Raw genomic sequence first — 23,626 nt, forward strand, 5'->3', positions numbered from 1 at the left:
GGGCCTTTGGCGCGACTTTGTGCTGCGCCTCTCGTCCACGCCAGTCGTGAGCATCGCCAAGATTCGCGGCCGCACGCGCGGCATCGGTAACGAGTTCGTGCTGGCCTGCGACATGCGCTTCGCCAGCCGGCAAAGCGCCCTATTCGGCAACCCCGAGATCGGCGTCGGACTAGTCCCGGGCGGCGGAGCGCTGGAATGGCTCCCGCGCCTGGTCGGCCGCTCGCGCGCACTTGAGATCGTCCTCAGCGGCGACGATTTCGATGCTGATATCGCCGAGCGCTATGGTTGGGTGAACCGCACGCTGGACGATGACGACCTCGACTCGTTTGTCGATGCGCTCGTCCGGCGTCTGGCCTCGTTCGACCGTGAAGCGCTAGGCGCGGTGAAGGCCCAGGTCAATCGGTTCGGGACGCCGACAGCTACCGAGCTCCAGTCGAGCAACGACATGTTCTTCTCTGCCCTGGCCTGGCCCGGTCAGCGGACGCGCCGTGCCAGGGTCCGCAGTATGGGTTACGGCGTTCCGAGCGACTTCGAATTGAACTTCGGCAGGCACCTGCCCACGCTCGGGCGGGCGGACGACAATGACACGGATACGCAGCCCGATTGATCGTCGCCCTGGATTTCTGAACTCGGCACCGACGTTCGACGCCCGCCCGCGCCCCATTAGTAAATGCGACCCCCCAAATGGGGACACAAGCAAATCGGAGGTCCCTCCAATGGAAGAGCATGTCATCATCGAATCGAGCTCCTCCGCTATCATCAACACGCCGCTCGATCAAATAGACATTCCCCCGTGGTTCTTCAGCCTACCGGACGATGAGTATCAAGGCTGTTCACCCGCTCATTCCGCGGCCGGGCCGACCACCGCACGTGACGGCCGGCGCATGTCGATCAACGTCGAGGTCATCGGTGGAACGCCGATCTCTTCACTCCGAACCGGCTTTGCCCTTTGGCGCAACGAGCCCAAAACCGCCACGACTTCTGCATCGCTACGCGACTTCGGCTCACTCTTTACGCCACTTTGGACCAACACAGACCGTGCCAAGGTTGGTCTCTGACCTTTTTCACTCGAGACCACATAGACACGTTAGCGAGGAGATTCGTTACATAAGCGCGATAGCTTCCAAATCGAAAGACGCAGAGGCGAAAAACGCACTGACGTCCGGTAGGCTCTTCTTCCTGGACCTCGGCGCCGGCCGCGTACTGTCCGCAAACCCTGATGGCTCCGATTTGAAGACCATCATCAACGAAAGCCGGAAGTTGCCCGATGGCCTGGTGCTCGATGTCGCCGCTGGGCACATCTGCCGGACCAATGTGGGTGATCCCAAGAGGAATGATGGCTCATCATGCGGTCGGGTCTCAATGGCAAGAACATGATCACCAATGTTCCGCCTGGCGGCACGTTCACGCCGAAGCAGTTCCAGCTGGAGAAGAGGAGCGCCAAGCTTTACTGGTCGGACCGGGAAGGCCTGCGGGTGACGCAGGCAAACCTGGACGGGTCGGAAATCGAAACTCTCGTGGATACGAGTCCGGGCGATTCGCGGCTGGAATCGGATCAGAGGAAATGGTGTGTCGGCATTGCGGTGGACGCTGACGGCGGCAAGTTCTATTGGACGCAGAAGGGTGGTCACGGCGCGGGTTTGGATCGAATTTTTCGGGCCAACATCCAAGTTACGCAAGGTCAGTCGGCCGAGAACCGCAGGGACATTGAGCTTCTTTATGACAATCTTCCGGAGCCGATCGATCTGGACCTCGATCCGGTTAATCGGACGCTGAATTGGACCGACCGCGGGGACCCGCCGCGTGGCAACATTGATTTAAATGCAATGACAGAGGGAAAAATGAATTCAAAACAGCAAATGGAAACCCACGAAGGCTCTCGGCCGGCTAGCGCCGAGCAGCGGTTGAAAGAACTCGGCATCAAGCTCCCGGCGCCGCCTGAGCCCTTTGGCACCTACGTGGAGGCGGTGCAAACGGGCAATCTGCTGTTTCTGACCGGGATGCTTCCCACAGAAGGCCGCGAGGCCAAATTTATTGGGCGTGTAGGAGCGGAGCTCGATGTGGAAGCGGGGCGAAAGGCGGCTCACCTCGCGGCGCTCAACTGCCTCGCTGTTGCCCGTGAGTATTTGGGATCACTCGATAAAGTGAAGCGGATCGTTCGGCTCGGGGTTTCCGTAGCAACTTCTGGAGATATCCGCGATCAACCGAAAGTCGCTGACGGCGCTTCGGAGTTGCTGCAAGACGTCTTCGGAAAAGACAAGAACCCTTGCCGCCTGGTGTATGGCGTCGCAAGTCTCCCGCTCGGCACCCCGGTCGAACTGGTGTGATCTTGGAAGTGCAGCCCTGATCTAACCGGCGACGAGGAATTCTTCTGAGGTTTAGTCACATGCTGTCACGGTTATTGTCTATCAACGTGGGTAAACCCCGCGAGATTACGTGGCGTGGGAAGACTGTTTACACGTCCGTGTGGAAGGGGCCAGTGCAGGGACGGCGCCTGGTTCGGCGGCTCAACATCGATGGTGACGCACAAGGTGATCTAGCCGGCCACGGTGGAGAATACCGCGCTGTGCTTGTCTACCAGATGGAGTCCTATCACTATTGGCAGCGTGAACTGAAGCGAGGCGAGTTCACATTCGGGCAATTCGGAGAGAACTTCACGGTGGAAGGTCTGGCCGACAGCGAGGTCTGCGTCGGCGATCGTTACCGCATCGGCGGCGCTCTCTTCGAGGTTACGCAGCCGCGTGTGACGTGCTACCGCGTTGGCATACGAATGGATGAGCCCAGGATGGCGGCTTTGCTGGTCGCACATCACCGCCCGGGGTTCTATTTTCGCGTCCTAGAAGAGGGCGATGTGGGCGCCGGCGATGAAATCGTCAAAGTTGCCGAGGGTCCTGAACGTCTCACGGTCGCCACGGTCGACGCGCTACTCTATCTCCCCGCACCCGCCAAAGAAGAACTTGAGCGAGCTTTGCGCATCCCGGCCCTGAGCCCGGGCTGGAAGTCTTCCTTTGAGGCTCTGTTGGGGCAGATAACGCAGCCGGGTTCGCGCATGGGGAATGCCGGACTGGCGTCACCCGACCAGATGGTCACGGCTACTCCCGGATTCCGGCCTCTCATAGTGGCCAGAATGAATCGCGAGAGCAGCAGTGTGGTCTCCCTGCTGCTGGAGCCAGTTGACGCTCGTCGTCTAACCGTCCCTCTGCCCGGGCAGTTCGTGGTGTTGCGACTCGGTCCTAAACCTAACGCGCCTCCAGTTTTGCGCAGCTACTCGCTGTCCGATCTGCCGGACGCCGGTCATTACCGCATCACCATTAAGGAGGAGCCGCATGGAATCGCCAGCACTTACCTGAGCACGCAGCTTCATGTAGGTGATGTCCTGGATGTCAGCGCGCCGCGCGGTGCCTTTATCCTGCGGCGCGGCAATCTTCCTGTAGTGCTGTTGAGCGCCGGCGTCGGTGTGACCCCGGTGATGGCCATGCTCCACGCGCTTGCAGCACACACGTCGCGGCGCCCGGTCTGGTGGATCTATGGAGCGCGCAACCGCCCGGATCATGTCTTTGCCCGAGAAGCACACGATTTGCTGGCTAAACTGCCTAATGCCCGGAGCTACGTCCGGTACAGTCGGCCGGACCCGACTGACCGTCTGGGCGTCGACTTCGATGCGGCCGGCCGGCTGACCGTCACGGTCCTCGAAAAGCTGGGCGTACCCCGCGAATCCGATTTTTATCTGTGCGGCCCTCCCGCCTTCCTTGAGGATTTCACCGCCGGACTCGATGGCTGGGGCGTGGCCGGTGATCGCATCCACACCGAGATATTCGGTTCAGGCAAGTCTGTCACGCCAGGTGTGACGAAAGCCCCGCGCCCGGTACCGCACGTGCCTGAGGGATCGCCCGGCGGAGGTCCAAGAATTTCATTTGCTCGCGCCGGCCTCACGGTCTCTTGGGGTCCCAAGTTCCAGAGCCTGTTGGAGCTCGCCGAAGCCTGCGACGTCCCGGTGCGCTGGTCTTGCCGGACCGGGGTTTGCCATACCTGTGAGTGCGGGTTGATTTCCGGGTCGGTGAAGTATGATTTCGCGCCGCTCGAGCCTCCGGCGACAGGGAACCTATTAATTTGCTGCTCGCGCCCCCAGGGAGACGTGGTAATCGACATCTAGAACGCAATGATTGGAAGCTCGCGTCACCGGCGTGACGCGGGTTCGTCTTTGGTGTCGAGAGTCTCCCGCTTGGCACGCCGGTCGAGCTGGAAATCATTTTTGAGGTCGCGGAGTAAGAGAGGCTACGTTATGCGGGGACCCGCCGCAAAGCGACCCCCGGGGTGCCATTCGCCATCTCGATTGGCGCCGATCGCTCTGACGACCACGAACATGGGGCGTTTCTTAACCGCGCTCCTGGTCTGATTGCAACCGTACAGTGGATCCGAACTTTCAAGCGAAGGAGGATATATGCCAGACAAGAAAACAGCAATCGTCACGGGAGCATCGGGGGGTATTGGTGCGGGTTTGGTCGAAGGCTTCCTGAAGCACGGTTATAACGTGGTCGCAACGTCTCTTCATGCAACTGTATTATTGACTGCCTCGCCCGACCTAATTCTCGTCGATGGAGATATCGGTAAGCAGGAGACCGCCGCCAAAGTGGTCGATGCCGCGATCAAACGCTTCGGAACCATCGACGTTCTTGTGAATAACGCGGGAATCTACTACGTCAAGCCTTTCACGGAGTTTACTACCGAGGACTTCGACGCCTTGGTCTCGACCAATTTGCTGGGATTCCTCTACATCACTCAGCTCACTGTAAAACAGATGCTGAAACAAAAATCGGGCAGCGTTGTGAACATCACTGCGTCGCTTGCCGATCAACCGATCGCTGGCGTCAACGCCTCGGTTTCGATGATTACGAAGGGCGGACTGAATAAAGTAATTCGGAGTCTCGCTATCGAGTATGCGAAGGAAGGTATCCGATTCAACGCCGTAGCCCCCGGCGTCGTGGACACACCACTGCATAAGAATGATCCTAAGGACTCTCTTAAGAAGTTGCAGCCAATGGGGAAAATCGCGGACGTAAAAGACGTTCTCGACGCTGTCCTCTACCTGGCGCAGGCGGACCAAGTCACCGGAGAGGTACTCCACGTGGATGGCGGCGCCCACGCTGGCCGTTGGTAATCGCGAGACAGTTCAGTTCATTTAGGAAGAAGATTAACAATGAATCAAATAGGACCAGCCCGGATATTCTGACTTCGATTAAGGTGAACGCATAGGAGGAAAGAAGATGGCAAATCTGAAGAATGAAATCCGTAGCAACGACTCCAGAGATACGAGCGTCGCGAGAGTCGACATGAAGCTCGAGGTGGTCGTCATCCCCGTCTCGGATGTCGACCGCGCGAAGGGTTTCTACGGGGGGCTCGGGTGGCGGCTCGACGCCGATTTCGCCAGCGGCGACGACTTCCGCTTGATTCAGTTCACGCCTCCGGGCTCCGGGAGCTCGGTCCAATTCGGCACGAATGTTACCTCGGCCGCGCCCGGCTCGGCGCAGAACCTGTACCTGGTCGTGTCTGACATCGAGGCCGCGCGCGACGAGCTCGTCGCCGTCGGTGTCGGGGTCGGCGAGGTGTTCCACGAAGGGACGCGGGGCGCTCGTTTCGGCACGGACGGTCGCGTCAACGGCCCTGCGTCCGATCACGCCAGCTATCGCTCCTTCGTCACGTTCAGCGACCCAGACGGCAATCGCTGGCTGCTGCAAGAGGTCACGACGCGGCTTCCCGGACGAGGACTCAGCATGGACGTCGCGACTCTGACGGAGCTTCTGCGAGAGACAGAGAAACGCCATGGCGAGTACGAACCGACCGCTCCGAAGCACCACTGGTCGGGCTGGTACGCCGCCTACATCGTCGCGCGCGAGAACGGGAGAACTCCCGACGGGGCAGCCGAAGATGCCGCGCTCCGCATAGAAGGTGCCCGCGCCCGCGTGCCGGGGTAGTTGGCATGCGACCCGACATCATTCTCAGCGGGCAGGCGAGGCACTCGATCACGGATTCTTGGAGGAATCATGAGCACCGCAACCACCACCTTTCCCATCCAACGCGAACCAGAACTATTTGGGCAAACTGTCGTCGTGATCGGCGGTAGCGCCGGAATTGGGCTCGCAACGGCCCGACGAGCGCGCGCCGAGGGGGCGAAAGTGATCCTCACTGCTCGGAATCCCGAGCGCCTCAAGAATGCAGCGAAGGAAGTTGATGCGGTGAGCACCGCCGCCTTCGACGCCTCGGATCCAGTTGCGATCGAGCGGTTCTTCCGTGACCTGCCGATGATTGACCACGTGATGTTGACCGCCGGCCGGCCGTACTATGGACGCCTCGCCGATATGGACTTCGCAAAGAAACGCGATCTTATCGGTGAGCACCTCTTGCTGGCGCTCTATGTCGCCCGCAACGCGGCTAACAAAATGAGACCGGGAGGAACGCTGATCTTCATGGGCGGAACTGGTGGCCGGCGTCCAGCCATCGGCATGAGCATCGCTAGCGCGGTCACCGCCGCACTCCCCAGCCTCACCGCCAACCTGGCGCTCGAGCTCGCGCCCGTCCGAGTCAATCTCATCGCCGCCGGCTTTGTGGACACGCCGTTGTCGGCAGAACTTCTCGGCAACGATCTGGAAAAACGCCGCAATCAGCTTCGCGCCACGCTTCCCATCAGGCGCGTCGTCGGACCGGCCGACGTCGCCGCGCTGGCCGTACACATTATGACCAACACGGCCCTCACAGGCGCGACCTATGACATCGACGGCGGGCAGCAGCTCGTCGCCGGTTAGCTAAAGGGGCCACTAAGGTGGCTTCGATCTTCTTAAAAGGAGGTACCTAATGTCGCGGCATTTCGATGCAATCATTATCGGGACGGGCCAGGCGGGCCCGTCCCTGGCGGCGCGATTGTCAGACGTGGGCAAAACCGTAGCCATCATCGAACGCCACAAGTTCGGCGGCACCTGCGTGAACACGGGATGTATCCCGACCAAGACGATGGTTGCAAGCGCCTACGCGGCTCACGTTGCCCGGCGCGGCGCCGACTATGGTTTCAGCATCAACGGTGATGTGCGCGTTGATATGAAGCGTGTGAAAGCGCGCAAAGATGCGGTTTCCGGGCGCTCGAACGAGGGCGTAGAGGAATGGTTGCGAGGATTGAAAAACTGCACCGTTATCCAGGGCCATGCCCGCTTTCACTCGTCTCACACAGTTATGGTCAACGATGAAATCCTGGAAGCCGACAAAGTTTTCATCAACGTTGGTGGGCGCGCCTCTGTTCCCGCGATCCCGGGAATTAAGGATGTCTCATTTCTCACAAACTCATCGATGATGGATGTCGACTTCTTGCCGGAGCACCTCGTCATTGTCGGCGGAAGTTATGTTGGGCTGGAATTCGCTCAGATGTATCGCCGCTTCGGGAGCGAAGTCACGATTGTAGAGATGGCGCCGCGCCTGATTCGACGTGAAGACGAAGACGTTTCCGATGCCGTGCGCGAAATCCTGGAGCTTGAGGGGATACGCATTCAGCTGAATGCGGAATGTATATCGCTGGCGAAGCGCGACAGCCGTATCGCCGTCGGCGTCGAATGCGACGTAGGTCCGCCCGAAGCATTAGGCACTCATGTACTTCTAGCAGTGGGACGTGTTCCCAACACGAATGACCTAGGTCTCGACCGGGCCGGGGTCGCGACCGACCAACATGGCTACATCATCGTTGACGATCAACTGCAAACGAACGTGCCCGGCATCTGGGCCCTGGGTGACTGTAACGGCCGCGGCGCCTTTACGCATACTTCATACAACGACTATGAAATCGTCGCCGATAATCTCCTCAACGCAGATCATCGCCGCGTTTCAGACCGAATCCAAACCTATGCTCTGTTTACAGATCCGCCGCTAGGCCGATGTGGCATGACGGAAGCCGATATACGGAAGTCCGGGCGCGCCGCACTCGCTGCGAAACATCCGATGAGCCGAGTGAGCCGGGCGGTTGAGAAAGGTGAGACGCAAGGTTTCATCAAAATCTCTGTTGATGCGGAAACAAAACACATTCTGGGTGCTGCCATTCTTGGGACCGGAGGCGATGAAGTGGTTCAGACTTTGCTGGACGTCATGTATGCGAAGGCGCCGTATACGGTGGTACAGCGCGCAATGCATATTCATCCGACCGTTGCGGAATTTCTCCCCACCGTTTTGTCCAAACTGGAACCCTTTTCGTAGGAGGCAGTAGTCGGCGGCCAACGCTACGGACATGGACGGAGCTGTGCACCTGGTTGAGGCTCGCATTCAACAAATCTGGTTTTCGATTTGGATGAACGTATATGAGGGAAGAACATGGCAACTCTGAAGTTTGACAAAGAGATCACTGCACCGCACGCGGCACCATCGATTTGAATTAGACTGGAGAGAGACAAATGTCTGAAGAAATCAACCACGATCGCCGTTACTTTCTCGGCACTGCGGCCATGACTGTTGCCGCCGCGCAGCTCAGCCTTATCGGTTCTGCGAAAGCACAGTCCGGCACGGCAAATTCGCCAAACTTGCCAATGATAAAGGCGGGGACGAACACGTCATTCGCCTCATTAAATCAGATCAACGCCGGCCTCCTGAACATTGGATATGCTGAAGCCGGCCCTGCCAATGGCCCGGCGGTAATTCTATTGCACGGCTGGCCCTACGACATTCACAGCTTTGTCGATGTCGCGCCATTGCTCGCATCGGCAGGCTACCGGGTGATCGTTCCGTATCTGCGGGGCTATGGCACGACGCGCTTTCTTTCCAATGAAACGTTCCGGAATGGCCAGCCGTCAGTGGTCGCTCTCGATATCATCGCTTTAATGGATGCTCTCAAGATCGAGAAGGCGATTATCGCCGGTTTTGACTGGGGAGCGCGGACGGCCGGCATCGTGGCGGTACTTTGGCCTGACCGCTGCAAGGCGATCGTCTCCGTGAGCGGTTATCTGATCGGCAGCCAAAAATCCGGCATGGTGCCGTTGCCGCCAAAGGCTGAGTACGAATGGTGGTACCAATATTATTTTGCGACCGACCACGGCCGCGCCGGCTACGAGAAATACCGGCACGACTTTGCAAAGCTCATTTGGCAGCTTGCTTCGCCGAAGTGGAACTTCGACGATGCCACTTTCGATCGCACGGCGGCGTCGTTCGAAAACCCGGATCATGTCGCTATCGTTATCCATAATTATCGCTGGCGGCTCGGACTGGCTGAAGGTGAGCCGAAATATGACGAACTGGAAAAGCGGCTTGCCGAGGGTCCGGCCATCACCGTGCCCGCCATTACCCTTGAAGGTGACGCCAATGGCGCACCGCATCCGGACGCCAGCGCCTATGCCAACAAATTCTCGGGTAAATATTCGCACCGGATTATCAAGGGCGGTATCGGGCATAACCTGCCTCAGGAAGCGCCGCAGCACTTTGCCCAAGCTGTTATCGACGTCGACGGTTATTGATCGGCGTTATCATGCTTTGGCCGTTTCCTGGGAAGCGCCGCCACGTTGCCGACACGTCCGCCATCTGAAAGGAATACATCTAACTTCCGTGCGATTTCGCGTGCTTATCGATGGACAGCCGCCGGGCGCTGCTCACGGAATTGACGTTGACGACCAAGGCAACGGCACCGTTAGCGAACAGCGGCTGTATGAGTTGATCCGACAGCAGAAACCCATCGCGGATCGATAGTTCGAGATTGAGTTTCTCGATCCCGGTGTGGAGGCTTATGCGTTCACGTTCGGCTGATCGTCGGCGCCGGCGATGGGCCGCCCGTGTTGCTTATGTATGGAATCGCATATGACATTTACGGGGATGTGGACGTTGCGCCTCTTCTCGCCGCGCGCTGCGCGCGGAGGGAGCTCCCTTAGACATCCACGTTGGGGGCGCCGTCGTCAAGAACTCGGGCCACTGGCTGATTGAGGCGGCCCGAATCAGGTCATTTCCAAGCTGGTCTCCGTCATCAATTACTGAGACACCCGGAATATGACAGTTCCGTGACAAAGAAGCAGGTTGTCTCTGATCGTTTCTTCAATACTGCCCATTGACAAAATGGGATTTTTGCCGCCATCCTCCAAGGCGCGGATGACGAGAAGTGATTTCGTCTTCGCGACTGGTAGCCAATCCTCGCTCGGCCGTACGTCAACCTATGCGCTCATCTACTGAAAGCTCACCTGGGCTTAACGTTTTGATATGTCTGCAGTCCCCATCTACTTCAATGACTTCCCGAACGGAGAGCGGATGGTGCCTCTCAACAGACGACGTACCATCGCAGGTGATCGCGCGTAACCGATTGAATTGTGTTTCATGAATACAACCTGTCAGCTGAAAGGAGAACATAACAATGGGAAAGAGTGATGCAATTCAACTTAAGGGACGGAAGAAAGACGCCTTCGAAACGACGACCGATCTTAGCCACAAAGGTGTCGTGGAAATCTCAGGTGCCCTACGTCAATTGCTTGCTGACGTGTTCGCGCTTTATCTGAAGACGAAGAATTTCCACTGGCACATGAGTGGGCGCCATTTTCGTGATTACCACCTGCTCCTGGACGAGCACTCCGAGCAAATCTTTTCCATGACGGACGATATCGCGGAACGCGCGCGCAAGATCGGCGGAACCACGCTCCACTCCATTAGCGAAATCTCAAGTCATCAACGACTGAAAGACAACAATGAAGAATTCGTCACTCCTGAAGATATGCTGGCGGAACTGTGTACTGACAACCAGCAGCTCACACAATCCCTGCGCGCCACGCATGAAGTCTGCGACCAGCACAACGATGTCGCTACCGCCAGCTTGATCGAGAACTGGATTGACCAGACTGAGCGCCGGACATGGTTTTTAGCGGAGATCGTGCGCGCTCGTTAAGCAGAATGTTTAGCGCTTCAGAAGGCGTCGCCGGTTGCTGGAACGAGCGACCCTAATGAGCAGCGTTTAGCCGCTGAACCAAGCCGGGGAGCATTTCCGTTTGGTTAAGTCAACAACCGAGGAGGGCATCACATGAGCACGATCACGACGAAGGACGGAGTCACCATTTTCTACAAAGACTGGGGGACTGGTCAGCCCATTGTGTTTTCTCACGGCTGGCCGCTCACGGCCGATGATTGGGACACGCAGATGATGTTCTTCTTAAGTCATGGCTTTCGCGTCATCGCCCATGACCGGCGTGGTCACGGACGCTCGACCCAGACATCTGGCGGCCACGACATGGATCATTACGCCGATGACCTCGCGGCACTGACCGCGCACCTCAATCTCAAGAACGCTATCCACGTCGGACATTCCACCGGAGGCGGTGAGGTCGTGCGTTATATCGCGCGCCATGGCGATAAGAACGTGGCGAAGGCGGCGATCATCAGCGCCGTGCCGCCGCTGATGGTGAAGACCCCGGCCAATCCGCTAGGTCTGCCCAAATCGGTGTTCGACGATCTCCAGGCCCAACTCTTTGCCAACCGGGCTAAGTTCTATTACGACTTGCCGGCCGGCCCGTTCTACGGCTTCAACCGTCCGGGCGTGAAAACGATCGAGCCTAACGTTTGGAACTGGTGGCGCCAGGGTATGATGGGCGGTGCCAAGGCGCATTATGACGGTATCGTCGCATTCTCGCAGACCGACTTCACCGAGGATCTGAAGAAGATCTCGGTGCCGGTTCTGGTTATGCATAGCGAGGACGACCAGATCGTGCCCTATCAGGCCGCCGGTCCACTCTCAGCCAAGCTTCTCAAGAACGGCACACTGAAGACGTACAAGGACTACCCCCACGGCATGATCACGACGCAAGCCGAGGTCATCAATGCCGACCTGCTGGCGTTCATCAAGGCATAGGATCGCGCGGCCGGGCGGCTGAGAAGCCGCCCGGGCTAGCCGACCGGCAAGAGACGCTCTTCTGCATTTTGGCCGGCGCCATTGTCGGGGTAGCAATCATGTCGCTCGCGATTGGTTTCTAAAGCGATCTCGGCCAACTGAAACCTCGAACAGGAGATAACAATGAACATTCATCGGGAAGATACCGCGATTGTTTTTATTGATCCGCAGAACGAGGTTCTGGGCGAAAAAGGACTCGCGTGGCCGCTGGTCCGCGAAAGTCTTCAGGAGAACAATACCATTGAGAACATGGAGCGCATTTTCAAGGCGGCGAAAGCGCATGGATTCGAGGTTTTTATCTCGCCGCACTATTTCTATCCCACGGACAAGCGATGGAAATTCAACGGACCGCTCGAAACTGATGAGGTTACCTCTGGTATGTTCGCTCGCAAAGGTGTCCTGAATCTCGATGGCCTGCAAGGGTCCGGCGCTGACTGGCTGGAGCGATTCAAGCCCTACATTCAGGACGGCAAAACGATAGTCGTCGCGCCGCACCGCGTGTGGGGGCCAGAGACCAACGACCTCGTTCTACAACTTCGCAAACGCAAGATCAGCAAGGTCATTCTTGGCGGAATGCTGGCGAACATGTGCGTCGAATCTCACTTGCGCGAATTGCTGGAGCAAGGTTTCGAGGTAGCCGTTGCAAAAGATGCGACTGCCGCACCAAAGCACCCGGAATGGGGCTATGGCTATACGGCAGCGCTTATTAACTTCGCGTTTCTCGCCCACGCGGTCTTGACAACGGACGAAGCCGTCAAAGCGATGCAGCGGAGGTCGTGAAGGCGTTACATGCCAGCGATCGAATGGTCAGCACCGGTTATGATCAAACTATGGTTGTCCGGGCAGGTTCTACGTAGTGTCTCTAATGGAGGTGTGCAGTGATTTTAGGTATGTCGGTATCTACGTTCACGCTGGTGCACGTCGCTATAAGCCTGGTAGGAATTTTCTCGGGGCTGGTCGTCCTGTTTGCCATTATCAACTCCAATAAGCTCGATGGCTGGACTGTGGTTTTTCTGACGACGACGGTGTTGACGAGCGTAACAGGGTTTTTCTTTCCGCGCGATCACATTCTGCCTTCGCATATCGTCGGCGTCATATCGCTGGTCGTGCTGGGGATTGCCATATTCGCGCTCTATGCCCGACATTTGGCGAGTCACTGGCGCTGGATATACGTCGCAAGCGCGGTCTCGGCTCTCTATTTAAACGTCTTCGTCTTGGTTTTTCAGACATTCCTGAAGGTGCCGTTCCTGAACGCGCTGGCACCGAAACAATCCGAACCGCCCTTCGCGATCGCGCAAGTCACCGCGCTGGTGACCTTCGTTGTGCTTGGTATTGTGGCGGCAAAATCATTTCGCCCGGAGACCAAAGCTTCCGGGTAAGCCCGGTTGCTAACAGGTAGGCACATCTTGCAGCGGGCAGTCATGTGGCGGCGCCGGATTTGAAGGTTTAGATTGAAGTGGCATGGGTACTTTTTGCCTTGCCCGATTAGGCTACGCACTGACGCCCTTTAAGCGATACGACTCACATCATAATTGTGTTCTAGTGCAACTACTTAAGTAACCCTGTGATGGCTGACGATTGAAAGATTCGCTAAATCACAACAGATGGTTCACTCAAATCGGCTTTGGCCGCAGAACTATAGCTTGGGCTCAGATGCATTAAACTATCTTAAATCGACCTGGACTCAAATATCCGTCAGGTCGGGGAGCAACTATATTTTTAGCAGGAGACTTCAATGACGACGCTTCGGATTAATGGCAGGGAGCATACTGTGGATGTTCCCGATGACATGCCGCTACTGTGGGTTCTGCGCGACGTAATCGGTATGACGGGAACGAAGTTCGGCTGCGGTGTCGGCCTTTGCGGCGCCTGTACGGTGCATCTCGACGGCGCGCCGACACGCTCCTGTATCACGCCGGTGGTCGCGCTCAACGGAAAAGCGATCACCACGATCGAAGCCATCGGCGATACGCCGAGCGGGAAAAGAGTACAACAGGCCTGGCTGGATCTGGAGGTTGTACAGTGCGGCTATTGCCAGTCCGGCCAGATCATGTCGGCGACCGCGCTGTTGGCGAGCAATCCTAATCCAAGCGACAACGACATCGACGCCGCCATGTCTGGCAACATCTGCCGGTGTGGCACCTATGTGCGCATCCGCGCTGCGATTAAGCGTGCGGCGCGGCTTTCATAATTCCACAGGAGCCCGACCATGAATCTTGAGCCAACGGCAAATGAAGCAAACAACAGTACGCGACTCGCGCCAGAGGGTGGCGTTTCGCGGAGGAGCTTCCTGAAGGCAAGTGTTGCCGCTGGCGGGGGTTTGTTGTTGAGCTTCAGCGTGCCCGGGATGTTTAGGCCCGGCGTTGCGGCTGGCGCTACTGCGGCGGATGTCTTCGCTCCCAACGCGTTCATCCGCATTGGCACGGACGGCCAAGTGACCATGATCATGGGGCAAGTCGAAATGGGGCAGGGCACCTATACCTCAATCCCAATGCTGATCGCTGAAGAACTGGAAGTCGATCTTCAGCAGGTAAGTCTTGAAGCGGCGCCGCCTGATAACAAGCTGTATGCCAATCCACTTGTCGGCTTCCAGGTGACGGGGGGCTCGACCTCTATAAAGGGCTTGTACCTGCCGATGCGCCGCGCGGGTGCGACTGCGCGCACCATGCTCGTGGCCGCCGCCGCCGAAACGTGGAATGTCGACCCGGAGTCGTGCCGGGCAGAGAAAGGCGTGGTGACTCACATGGTGACCGGCCGTGCTCTCACCTACGGAGCGCTGGCTGCCAAGGCGGCGGCGCTGCCGGTGCCCGACAAGGTCGTACTGAAGGATCCGAAAGACTTCAAGCTGATCGGCACGCCCGCCAAGCGTCTGGACACACCAGCAAAGGTGGACGGCACAGCGCAGTACGGCATCGATGTGCGGCTGCCCGGGATGAAAATCGCCACGGTCGCAGCGAGTCCGGTATTGGGTGGCAAGCTCGCTGACCTCGACGACAGCAAGGCCAAATCGATCCAAGGTGTGCATCAGATCGTGCGGTTGGACGATGCCGTGGCCGTCGTGGGCAACCATATGTGGGCGGCGAAACAAGGACTGGCGGCGCTCGTGATCCGCTGGGACGATGGACCGAACGGCACGCTGAGCATTGACGACGTCGTCCGGGGGCTCGCGGCGGCCGCAGAAACGCCGGGAGTGGTCGCGCGCAAAGAGGGCGATGCCGCGGCGGCGATCGCGGGAGCAGCGACAAAGCTAGAAGCGGTGTATGAAGACCCGTTCCTTGCACACACGACCATGGAGCCGATGAACTGCACCGTGCACGTCAAGCCGGACAGCTGCGAGGTGTGGGTCGGCTCGCAGGTGCTGGCCCGCGCACAGGCGACGGCCGCCCAGGTCACGGGCCTGCCGCTCCAGAAAGTCGTGGTGCACAACTACCTCCTGGGTGATGGCTTCGGTCGCCGTCTCGAGGTGGACTTCGTTACCCAAGCCGTCCGCATCGCCAAGCAGGTTGACGGACCGGTGAAGGTGGTCTGGACTCGCGAGGAAGATGTGCAGCACGACGTCTACCGCCCGTACTACTACGATCGAATGGCCGCTGGGCTGGATGCGGGCGGCAAACCGGTCGCCTGGACCCACCGCATCGTTGGCCCGTCGATCCTCGCGCGCTGGGCGCCGCCGGCGTTCAAGAACGGACTCGACGGCGATGCGTTGGATGGGGCGGTGCAATTGCGCTACGACATCCCTGCGATCCGGGTGGAGTACGTGCGCCACGAGGAGCCGGTCTTGAACACCGGCTGGTGGCGCGGCGTCGGCGTCACGCACAACACGTTCGTGGTCGAAAGCTTCATGGACGAGCTCGCCGCGGCGGCGAAGGCCGATCCGTTCGAATACCGCCGCGCGCTGCTTGGCAAATCACCGCGTGCGAGGGCAGTGCTTGATCTAGCGGCGGAAAAAGCCGGCTGGGGCGCGAAGCTCCCCGCCGGCCGCGGGCGCGGCATCGCGTTTATGTACAGCGGGTGGGACACCTACCTCGCTGAGGTCGCCGACGTGGAAGTGTCGTCGTCCGGCGAGCTGCGGGTGCAGCGGATCGTATGCGCCGTCGACTGCGGTACCGTCGTGAACCCGGACACCGTGAAAGCGCAGATCGAGGGCGGGGTCGTCTTCGGCATCGGCGCCACGCTGTGGGGCGAGATCACGCTCAAGAACGGCCGGGTCGAACAGTCGAACTTCAATGACGTTCGCGCGCTGCGGATGAATGAGATGCCCACGATCGAAGTGTATCTGGTGCGGAACGGCGAGGCGCCCGGCGGGATCGGCGAGCCCGGCACTGCGGTCACGGCACCGGCGCTGGTCAACGCGATCTTCGCGGCTACCGGTAAACGCATCCGTCGGTTACCAATCGGCAGTCAGCTCGAGAAAGCTTAAACCTGTCATGCACCGCGTTGACCTGAGAATACTTTATGAATAAACATGCAGCACCGTTCACGCTTGTTGTTCCGGTAAACCATTCGGATCATTTTCTCGGCTCTGAATCGGCGAAGATCACCGTTGTAGAATACGGCGACTTCGAGTGTCCGAATTGCGGTCAGGCTTATCCGGCGTTAAAAATTATGCTCAAGCATTTCGGGGACCGCGTGCGTTTCGTGTTCCGGCACTTTCCTCTTGTCGAAGTGCATGCTCATGCCGAATTAGCCGCAGAGTCCGCGGAAACAGCGGGCGCGCAGCACAAGTTTTGGCAAATGCACGACCTTTTGTTCGAGCATCAGGCCCACCTAAAAGTGAAACAGTTGCGGCAGTACGCGGCGGAAGCGGAACTCGATCTGGAACGCTACGATTATGAAATGCGCGACCACGTACATCTGCAACGCGTGCAGGAGCATATCGAAAGCGGAAAGAAAAGCGGCGTTCGATCCACGCCCATATTTTTTTTGAATAACGTCATACAGGACGTCTCTTTCGGAATGGAGCAGTTATTCCAAGAAATAGAGACCAAGCTTCGCCGTTAGATGCTGCCGAGCACGGCGCCGCGCGGGGACAGGAAAACATCTGGCTACATGCGGATCGAAATCTAATGAACGGAAGGACCTAGATCAAATGTCCACCAATTGCAAACACACCCCGCAGATTTCCAAGAACGTGATCCCGAACGCACAAGGATGCGCTGACTGCCTTAAGCTTGGCGATACCTGGGTTCATCTGCGCATGTGCATGACTTGCGGCAATATTGGCTGTTGCGACAGCTCCAAGAATAAACATGCGGATAAGCATTTTCATGCCACTCAGCATCCGATTATTCGCTCATTCGAGCCGGGCGAAGACTGGTTATGGTGTTACGTTGACAACGTCTACATCTGAATTGTTGAGCCCGACAGACGCGCTATGGCCACAGAAACTTTGAAGGATGCATACGGAAACAATCTGGGCTCCATCGAAAGCGCTGCCGATGGCAGTCAAGTACTGCGAGACGTCGAAGGAAAAATAAGGGGATTCTACGACCCGACGACAGACCACACGCGCGGTCCGGATAAGCAAATACTTGCCAAAGGCAACGTGCTTCGTCAACTTATTTGCTGATGCGCGGTCATGGTGTCGGCAGATTTCATGCGGCGCGTTGATGCCCTTGCGGGAGGGTAGATAGTTCCTCAGAATGCAGTCTTATGAGGCCGCCTTTTAGGGAGGGGCTGCCTTATATCGGGCAGGACATTTCCATTCGTTCCGGCGACTCCCGAATAGGAGCAAGATCATGCGAACGTTATTTTTAATTTTTCTTGCGGCTGCATCGTCCGGGTGCGCGCTGTTCAGCTCACCAAAGGAGCAACCGGTGCTCGAAGAACACGCTGACAACTGGTTTAACAACGCCAAAATGAACGTATTTTCTACCACCGCCGAGCGGCGAGAGGTGATAGTCAAGTTCCCGGACAACAAATTTTGCGCAGAGCCGCCCCCCGATGTCGCCGAAGCGCTCTCCAGTAGCTTGACGCTGCTTGCACAAGGCAGCGCATCTGATAAGGCGAGCGGCGAAGTCAGCGCGCGGCTCGAGGCGGCGAAGACGCTCGCGACCTCGATTCGAATGCTGTTTACGCGATCCCAAGGCGTGCAGTATCTTCGGGATGGATTATTTCATTTGTGCCAGGCATATCTAAACCATGCGATCGACGAAGCTCAATATCTCGAAATGTACAAAGAACTGTTAACGAAATCTCAAGCACTGATAATACTGGAGCTTCCCAACATGAAAGCCGGGAATGCCGAGCTCGCGGCTGACAATGCTGCTTCCGCAGAAGCAGCCGCAAAGCAGGCGGCGTCTGACGCGGCGGTTTCGGCACAAAAGGCTAAGCAGGATGCGGATCGCGCAGAAGAAGCTGCAAAGAAATCGGAAACCAAACAATAAGAATCTTTGAAGTGCTAAACACGGGCAGCATTGCATTTTGCCTAACAACCGCTTGAAGAGGGTTACCAGTCTGGCCGAAATAGTTGACACCTCCGCGGAAGCGTTCGGTTCTCGAAAAATCTGCCCTGACGTAAAAAAAGAAGGTTGAGCAGGTAAGGCCTTTGCACGTTATGTGGAAAATCTCGCTGTTGACGGAACTGCTGTCGCTTCACGGCTTGGTGGTGGCGCTGGGGCTGCTCATTTTTGTGCTCGCGTCCCACACGCTGCAGCAGCGCCGCAATCCGGCAGCCGCCATCGGCTGGGTGCTGGCGATAGTGTTCATCCCTTACGCCGCAATTCCGCTTTATCTGATCATAGGAACCCGCAAACTCGTACGTTTTCGGACCTACCCGCTGCTGACGCGCCCCGCGCCTAATTCCGCCTCGGATGACACTTGGCCGCGCCAGTTGGCCGCAGCCATGGGCCAGCCGCCCGTACAGTCTTACCAAAACCTGCATATTCACGTCGACGGGACGCAGGCGCTGCAGGCCCTGTGGAAATTGATTGACAGCGCAGAGCATGATTTAAATGTGTGCAGCTTTATCCTCGCGCGCGATGCGATAGGCAGCGCCCTGGTCGAGCGCCTGATCAACAAGGCGCGGGGCGGCATACGGGTGCGGCTGCTGCTGGACGGTGTTGGCCGCATGATGAGCAGGGCGCCAGATTTACGGGGTCTCGAAGCAGCCGGGGTACAGACCGAGTCCTTTGTCCCTTTGCTGCATTCACCTCTCAAGGGCCGCACCAATCTGCGCAACCACCGCAAGCTAGTGGTGGCGGACGACGTCCGTCTATGGTGCGGCGGACGAAATTTTGCTGCGGAATACTTTGAAGGCACCCGCAATCATGCACCGTGGCGAGACCTGAGCTTTGATCTGTACGGGCCGCTGGCGCGCCAGGCGGGCGAGCTATTTGAAAGTGATTGGGCATTTGCGACCGGCTCGCCGCGAGCCGAAGCCAAAACAGCTGCTCCATCCGCGCAGCAGCCGTTCGCGCAGGTTATTGCTTCGGGCCCCGACCAATGCGACGACACGATACATGCACTGTTGGTGACCGCATGTTTTAAAGCACGCAGCCGCATCATCGCGGCGACAGCGTATTTTGTGCCAAGCGAAGCGTTGCTGATGGCGCTGTCCCTCGCGGCGCGGCGCGGCGTGACCGTAGATTTGATCCTGCCCGCACGTTCGAATCACCGCATGGCTGACCTGGCTCGCCACCGTGCGCTGCGCGACCTTGCGCAGGCGGGTGCGCAAATATGGTTTGTCCCCTACATGTTGCACGCGAAGGCGGTGGTGTTCGACGACGCGATAGCCATGGTGGGATCGGCCAATCTTGACGCGCGCAGCCTGTTCCTCAACTACGAATTGATGGTCGCGTTTTACGCCGCCACCGATGTGGAGCGTTATGCGAAGTGGATGGAAGGACACCGCGAAAAGGCCAAACGCTACAAAGTGCGCCAGCCGGGACTGCTGCGCGATCTGACCGAAGGATTGGTGCTCTGGTTGGCGTTCCAGCTTTGAAAGCCTTGACAAGCCCGGCCGGTATTGTCAACTTGCTTCCGCTGCAATCAGGGCCCATAGCTTCGGTCGCGAAGCATCGGCATCGATTAAAAGAGATCATTGATCGTGGAAAAAATCTGCATCAAATGCGGCTACCAGCGAAAACCAAGCGATACGGCACCTGAAGGCGAGTGTCCCCATTGCGGCGCGATTTACGCCAAAGTCGAAGCTGCAGTTAGGGGAGAGCAAACGCACTATGTCGCCGAGACCGAGCAGGAGGACGGTGTTTTGCTGGCGCTGCGCGACGATATCGAAAACTGGTGCCAGGGTAAAATCTGGTACTGGCGCGCGCTGTTTCTGCTTTGGCTCGCCTGGGTGGGAATTGAACACATTCGCGATCCGCTGTACACGAGTCTGTTCGGTGGCTTGAATCTGGGCATTCACGAAATGGGGCACCTGGTGTTCCGTTTCGATGGCGAGTTCCTGATGGTCGCCGGAGGAACCATTCTGCAGCTTGCGGCGCCGTTGGCGTCCGCAGTCATGTTCCTGCGCCAGCCGGATTATTTCGCGCTCTCGGTTTGCGGTGCGTGGCTATCCACCAACCTTTACAACGTTGCTACCTACATCGGTGACGCCCGGGCGCAGGAATTGCCGCTCGTTTCATTGGGCCGTGGTGAAATCATTCACGATTGGCATTACATGCTGTCGCATTTGCATCTGCTTGCCTGGGACACGCGATTTGCCTCGTTTACCCGCTTGATGGCATTTCTCGCGATGTGGGGTTCGATTGCTTTTGGCGTCTGGATTTTATGGAAAATGGCTAAATCCAAAGCGCGCGATGCAACAGTGGTCGACTGATGCAATTTGAACGCTTCATGTGTTTCGGCTAGAATCTGCGTGAACCTCGATGTTTGGAATTAGAGGTTCCATTAGGCGCGTAGCTCAGCTGGTTAGAGCATCACCTTGACATGGTGGGGGTCGTTGGTTCGAGTCCAATCGCGCCTACCAGAATTTAAAATTAAAGTGCGGCGCTGCCGCACTTTGTATTTTATGGATTCAATCATATGCCTGTTATTCGATTGCCGGACCGCTCCGAACGCAAGTTCGATAAGCCGGTGACGGTAGCTGAAGTTGCCGCCGCTGTCGGTTCCGGATTGGCGCGCGCCGCGCTTGCAGGAAAAGTCAACGGCAGGCTGGTGGACACCTCGTCCGTGATTGACTCAGACAGCGAAGTTTCCATCGTAACCGACAAGGACCGGGAAGGACTGGAAGTCATCCGTCATTCAACCGCGCATTTGCTCGCGCACGCGGTTAAGGAATTGTTTCCCGATGCGCAAGTCACTATTGGCCCGGTAATCGAAGACGGGTTTTATTACGATTTTTCGTATAAACGGCCGTTTACTCCCGAGGATTTGCAGGCGATCGAAAAACGCATGGTTGAAATTGCCAAGCGCGACATTCCGGTGAAGCGTCAGATCATGCCGCGCGATAAGGCTGTTGCCTTTTTCAAGAGCATGGGCGAGCACTACAAGGCAGAAATCATTGCGGCCATTCCCGACGGCGAGCAGATTTCTCTTTACGCACAGGATAACTTCACTGACCTTTGCCGCGGGCCCCACGTGCCCTCTACCGGCAAACTCAAGGTGTTCAAGCTGATGCGTGTGGCGGGCGCGTATTGGCGCGGCGACTCCAGAAATGAAATGTTGCAACGGATTTACGGCACCGCCTGGGCGAAAAAAGAAGACCAAGATGCTTATTTGCACCGACTTGAGGAAGCTGAAAAGCGTGACCATCGCAAGCTGGGCAAACAACTCGACCTGTTTCATGTGCAAGAGGAAGCGCCGGGCATGGTTTTTTGGCATCCGAGAGGCTGGGTAATCTATCAAATCGTCGAGCAATACATGCGCGCCGTATTCCGCGATAGCGGCTACCAGGAAGTCGGAAGTCCGCACATTCTGGACCGCAGCCTTTGGGAGAAATCCGGACACTGGGAAATGTTCCGCGAAAACATGTTTACGACGCGCTCCGAATCGCGCGACTACGCAGTGAAACCCATGAACTGCCCCGGGCACATACAGATATTCAATCAGGGGCTAAAAAGCTACCGCGACCTGCCGCTGCGACTGGCGGAATTCGGATCGTGCCACCGTAATGAGCCCTCCGGCACGCTGCACGGCTTGATGCGCGTGCGCGCCTTTACTCAAGATGACGCGCATATTTTCTGCACCGAAGATCAAATTCTGCCGGAGGTCGCGCAGTTCATCACCCTTTTGCAAAAGGTATATGCCGATTTTGGATTTGACGAGATCATCTACCGGCTTTCCACCCGGCCCGTGAAGCGCGTAGGCGCAGATGAATCCTGGGACAAGGCCGAAAAGGCACTGGACACTGCCTTGCGCGCAGCCGGAGTCTCTTTTTCAACACACCCCGGGGAGGGCGCCTTTTATGGACCGAAAGTCGAATTCGCGCTAAAGGATTGCCTGGGGCGGGTATGGCAGTGCGGGACCATTCAGGTGGACTTTTCGATGCCGGGGCGCCTTGGCGCGGGCTACATCGCGCAAGACAGCAGCAAACAGGTGCCAGTCATGCTGCATCGCGCGATATTGGGCTCAATGGAGCGTTTTATCGGCATCCTGCTGGAGCACTATTCCGGTGCATTGCCGCCATGGCTGGCTCCAGTGCAGCTAATAGTCATGAACATTTCCGAGGGGCAGGCGCATTATGCGCAGAGCGTCAAGGAAGAGCTTAGGAAATCAGGCTTGCGCGCTGAGTGCGACTTGAGAAATGAGAAGATAACTTATAAAATCCGGGAGCATAGTTTGCAAAAGCTGCCTTACCAAATCATTGTTGGCGACAAGGAAGTAGCGGCGCAAAGGGTTGCCGTGCGAACCCGATCCGGCCAGGACCTGGGTCAGATGTCTTTGCAGGCGTTCGTTGAACGCCTTCAATCCGAGATATCGCAAAAGGGTGGCACGGCTTAATTATTCATTGGCTTGGAGGATTTTATCGCTCAGGAAAAAGAGCTGCGGATCAATGGGGAGATAACAGCGCCCGAGGTTCGCCTGATAGGCACCAAAGGCGAGCAGATTGGCATCGTAAGCATATCAGCCGCCAACACCATGGCGGATGAAGCAGAGACAGATTTGGTGGAAATCGCGCCACTTGCCAAACCGCCGGTGTGCCGGCTGATGGATTACGGCAAATACAAGTATCGCGAAGCCAAGAAAAGGCACGAAGCCAAGCTCAAACAAAAGCAAATCCAGGTCAAGGAAATCAAGTTTCGACCCGGCACCAATGAAGGCGACTACCAGATCAAGCTGCGAAATCTTATTCGTTTCCTCGAAGATGGGGACAAGACCAAGGTGACGCTGCGCTTCCGCGGCAGAGAGATGGCGCACCAGGAGTTCGGCGCGCGGCTTTTAAAGCGCGTACAGAACGATCTCGACAGCTACGGGGTGGTGGAGCAGTTCCCTAAGATGGAAGGGCGGCAGATGGTGATGGTGTTGTCGCCCAAGAAAAAGTAAGTAATCGAAGTAACGACCAGTTACGGCCAAAACAAGTGGCGTCTTGGTCTTGCAAGCATTCCCTTAGGGAATCACCAAGCGCCAATCTAAAGAGGAACAGCAATGCCCAAGATGAAGACCAAGCGTAGCGCCAAGAAGCGCTTCAAAATCCGCGCAAGCGGCAGCCTGAAACGCTCGCAAGCATTCAAACGCCACATTCTCACAAAAAAAACCACCAAGAATAAACGCCAACTGCGCGGCACAACCGGCGTAAGTCACACCGACCAAGCGTCGGTACGCGCCATGTTGCCCTACTCGTGAGGA

General features: G+C 57.4%; 25 protein-coding genes, 1 tRNA gene and 1 pseudogene. 26 read left to right on the forward strand and 1 reads right to left on the reverse strand.

Annotated elements, in window-relative coordinates:
* The 17 genes and pseudogenes from VLV32_04315 to VLV32_04395 all read left to right on the forward strand — a co-directional run.
* A partial coding sequence (locus VLV32_04315) for an enoyl-CoA hydratase/isomerase family protein (GenBank protein ID HUL41115.1) occupies positions 1-607 on the forward strand: 607 nt, incomplete at its 5' end.
* A 109-nt stretch (positions 608-716) separates the two neighbouring features.
* Positions 717-1,058 carry a hypothetical protein gene (locus tag VLV32_04320; GenBank protein HUL41116.1) on the forward strand — a complete coding sequence of 114 codons (342 nt, stop codon included), beginning with the start codon at positions 717-719 and terminating at the stop codon, positions 1,056-1,058.
* A gap of 288 nt (positions 1,059-1,346) precedes the next feature.
* Positions 1,347-2,327, forward strand: coding sequence for an Atu1372/SO_1960 family protein (locus VLV32_04325; GenBank protein ID HUL41117.1), 981 nt, complete (start codon positions 1,347-1,349; stop codon positions 2,325-2,327).
* Between the two features lie 59 nt (positions 2,328-2,386).
* Positions 2,387-4,153: an MOSC and FAD-binding oxidoreductase domain-containing protein gene (locus VLV32_04330; GenBank protein ID HUL41118.1), complete on the forward strand. Its 1,767-nt coding sequence runs from the start codon at positions 2,387-2,389 to the stop codon at positions 4,151-4,153.
* 288 nt (positions 4,154-4,441) lie between these two features.
* On the forward strand, positions 4,442-5,158 hold the full coding sequence (locus tag VLV32_04335) for an SDR family oxidoreductase (GenBank protein HUL41119.1): 717 nt from the start codon (positions 4,442-4,444) through the stop codon (positions 5,156-5,158).
* Between the two features lie 106 nt (positions 5,159-5,264).
* Complete coding sequence (locus tag VLV32_04340) at positions 5,265-5,972, forward strand: VOC family protein (GenBank protein ID HUL41120.1); 708 nt, start codon at positions 5,265-5,267, stop codon at positions 5,970-5,972.
* 69 nt (positions 5,973-6,041) lie between these two features.
* Positions 6,042-6,800, forward strand: a complete 759-nt coding sequence (locus tag VLV32_04345; GenBank protein ID HUL41121.1) for an SDR family oxidoreductase — start codon at positions 6,042-6,044, stop codon at positions 6,798-6,800.
* 49 nt (positions 6,801-6,849) lie between these two features.
* Positions 6,850-8,229 carry an FAD-containing oxidoreductase gene (locus VLV32_04350; protein HUL41122.1) on the forward strand — a complete coding sequence of 460 codons (1,380 nt, stop codon included), beginning with the start codon at positions 6,850-6,852 and terminating at the stop codon, positions 8,227-8,229.
* Positions 8,230-8,423: 194 nt separating this feature from the next.
* Positions 8,424-9,476, forward strand: coding sequence for an alpha/beta hydrolase (locus tag VLV32_04355; protein HUL41123.1), 1,053 nt, complete (start codon positions 8,424-8,426; stop codon positions 9,474-9,476).
* A gap of 88 nt (positions 9,477-9,564) precedes the next feature.
* Positions 9,565-9,705: pseudogene (locus VLV32_04360) on the forward strand (thioredoxin).
* A gap of 652 nt (positions 9,706-10,357) precedes the next feature.
* Positions 10,358-10,882, forward strand: coding sequence for a DNA starvation/stationary phase protection protein (locus VLV32_04365; GenBank protein ID HUL41124.1), 525 nt, complete (start codon positions 10,358-10,360; stop codon positions 10,880-10,882).
* 132 nt (positions 10,883-11,014) lie between these two features.
* Positions 11,015-11,839, forward strand: a complete 825-nt coding sequence (locus VLV32_04370) for an alpha/beta hydrolase (protein ID HUL41125.1) — start codon at positions 11,015-11,017, stop codon at positions 11,837-11,839.
* Between the two features lie 162 nt (positions 11,840-12,001).
* A complete protein-coding gene (locus VLV32_04375) occupies positions 12,002-12,658 on the forward strand; it encodes a cysteine hydrolase (GenBank protein HUL41126.1) in 657 nt (218 codons plus the stop codon).
* A 98-nt stretch (positions 12,659-12,756) separates the two neighbouring features.
* The gene (locus VLV32_04380) at positions 12,757-13,257 is read left to right on the forward strand and encodes a hypothetical protein (GenBank protein ID HUL41127.1); all 501 of its coding nucleotides are present in this window, start codon (positions 12,757-12,759) and stop codon (positions 13,255-13,257) included.
* 356 nt (positions 13,258-13,613) lie between these two features.
* Positions 13,614-14,069, forward strand: coding sequence for a (2Fe-2S)-binding protein (locus VLV32_04385; GenBank protein ID HUL41128.1), 456 nt, complete (start codon positions 13,614-13,616; stop codon positions 14,067-14,069).
* An 18-nt stretch (positions 14,070-14,087) separates the two neighbouring features.
* The gene (locus tag VLV32_04390; protein HUL41129.1) at positions 14,088-16,298 is read left to right on the forward strand and encodes a xanthine dehydrogenase family protein molybdopterin-binding subunit; all 2,211 of its coding nucleotides are present in this window, start codon (positions 14,088-14,090) and stop codon (positions 16,296-16,298) included.
* A 35-nt stretch (positions 16,299-16,333) separates the two neighbouring features.
* Positions 16,334-16,879 carry a thioredoxin domain-containing protein gene (locus VLV32_04395; protein ID HUL41130.1) on the forward strand — a complete coding sequence of 182 codons (546 nt, stop codon included), beginning with the start codon at positions 16,334-16,336 and terminating at the stop codon, positions 16,877-16,879.
* Positions 16,880-16,958: 79 nt separating this feature from the next.
* On the opposite strand, the gene VLV32_04400 is transcribed toward VLV32_04395, so the two are convergent.
* Positions 16,959-17,147 carry a hypothetical protein gene (locus VLV32_04400; GenBank protein HUL41131.1) on the reverse strand — a complete coding sequence of 63 codons (189 nt, stop codon included), beginning with the start codon at positions 17,145-17,147 and terminating at the stop codon, positions 16,959-16,961.
* Between VLV32_04400 and VLV32_04405 the strand changes: the two genes are divergently transcribed.
* The 9 genes from VLV32_04405 to rpmI all read left to right on the forward strand — a co-directional run bounded on the left by VLV32_04405 (position 17,082) and on the right by rpmI (position 23,623).
* Positions 17,082-17,228 (forward strand): UBP-type zinc finger domain-containing protein, encoded by a 147-nt coding sequence (locus VLV32_04405; protein HUL41132.1) that lies wholly within the window; start codon positions 17,082-17,084, stop codon positions 17,226-17,228. The genes VLV32_04400 and VLV32_04405 overlap by 66 nt on opposite strands.
* 24 nt (positions 17,229-17,252) lie before the next feature.
* The gene (locus tag VLV32_04410) at positions 17,253-17,447 is read left to right on the forward strand and encodes a hypothetical protein (protein HUL41133.1); all 195 of its coding nucleotides are present in this window, start codon (positions 17,253-17,255) and stop codon (positions 17,445-17,447) included.
* 169 nt (positions 17,448-17,616) lie between these two features.
* Positions 17,617-18,264 carry a hypothetical protein gene (locus tag VLV32_04415; GenBank protein HUL41134.1) on the forward strand — a complete coding sequence of 216 codons (648 nt, stop codon included), beginning with the start codon at positions 17,617-17,619 and terminating at the stop codon, positions 18,262-18,264.
* 170 nt (positions 18,265-18,434) lie between these two features.
* A complete protein-coding gene (locus tag VLV32_04420) occupies positions 18,435-19,820 on the forward strand; it encodes a phospholipase D-like domain-containing protein (protein ID HUL41135.1) in 1,386 nt (461 codons plus the stop codon).
* 105 nt (positions 19,821-19,925) lie between these two features.
* Positions 19,926-20,657 carry a hypothetical protein gene (locus tag VLV32_04425; protein ID HUL41136.1) on the forward strand — a complete coding sequence of 244 codons (732 nt, stop codon included), beginning with the start codon at positions 19,926-19,928 and terminating at the stop codon, positions 20,655-20,657.
* A 73-nt stretch (positions 20,658-20,730) separates the two neighbouring features.
* Positions 20,731-20,807: transfer RNA gene (locus VLV32_04430), tRNA-Val, on the forward strand.
* Between the two features lie 56 nt (positions 20,808-20,863).
* A complete protein-coding gene (thrS, locus tag VLV32_04435; GenBank protein ID HUL41137.1) occupies positions 20,864-22,780 on the forward strand; it encodes a threonine--tRNA ligase in 1,917 nt (638 codons plus the stop codon).
* A gap of 12 nt (positions 22,781-22,792) precedes the next feature.
* Positions 22,793-23,323, forward strand: a complete 531-nt coding sequence (gene infC, locus VLV32_04440; GenBank protein ID HUL41138.1) for a translation initiation factor IF-3 — start codon at positions 22,793-22,795, stop codon at positions 23,321-23,323.
* Positions 23,324-23,425: 102 nt separating this feature from the next.
* Complete coding sequence (rpmI, locus tag VLV32_04445) at positions 23,426-23,623, forward strand: 50S ribosomal protein L35 (protein ID HUL41139.1); 198 nt, start codon at positions 23,426-23,428, stop codon at positions 23,621-23,623.
* Positions 23,624-23,626: the final 3 nt, after the last annotated feature.

Source organism: Burkholderiales bacterium (assembly GCA_035518095.1).
In the GTDB taxonomy this organism is placed as follows: domain Bacteria; phylum Pseudomonadota; class Gammaproteobacteria; order Burkholderiales; family JAHFRG01; genus JAHFRG01.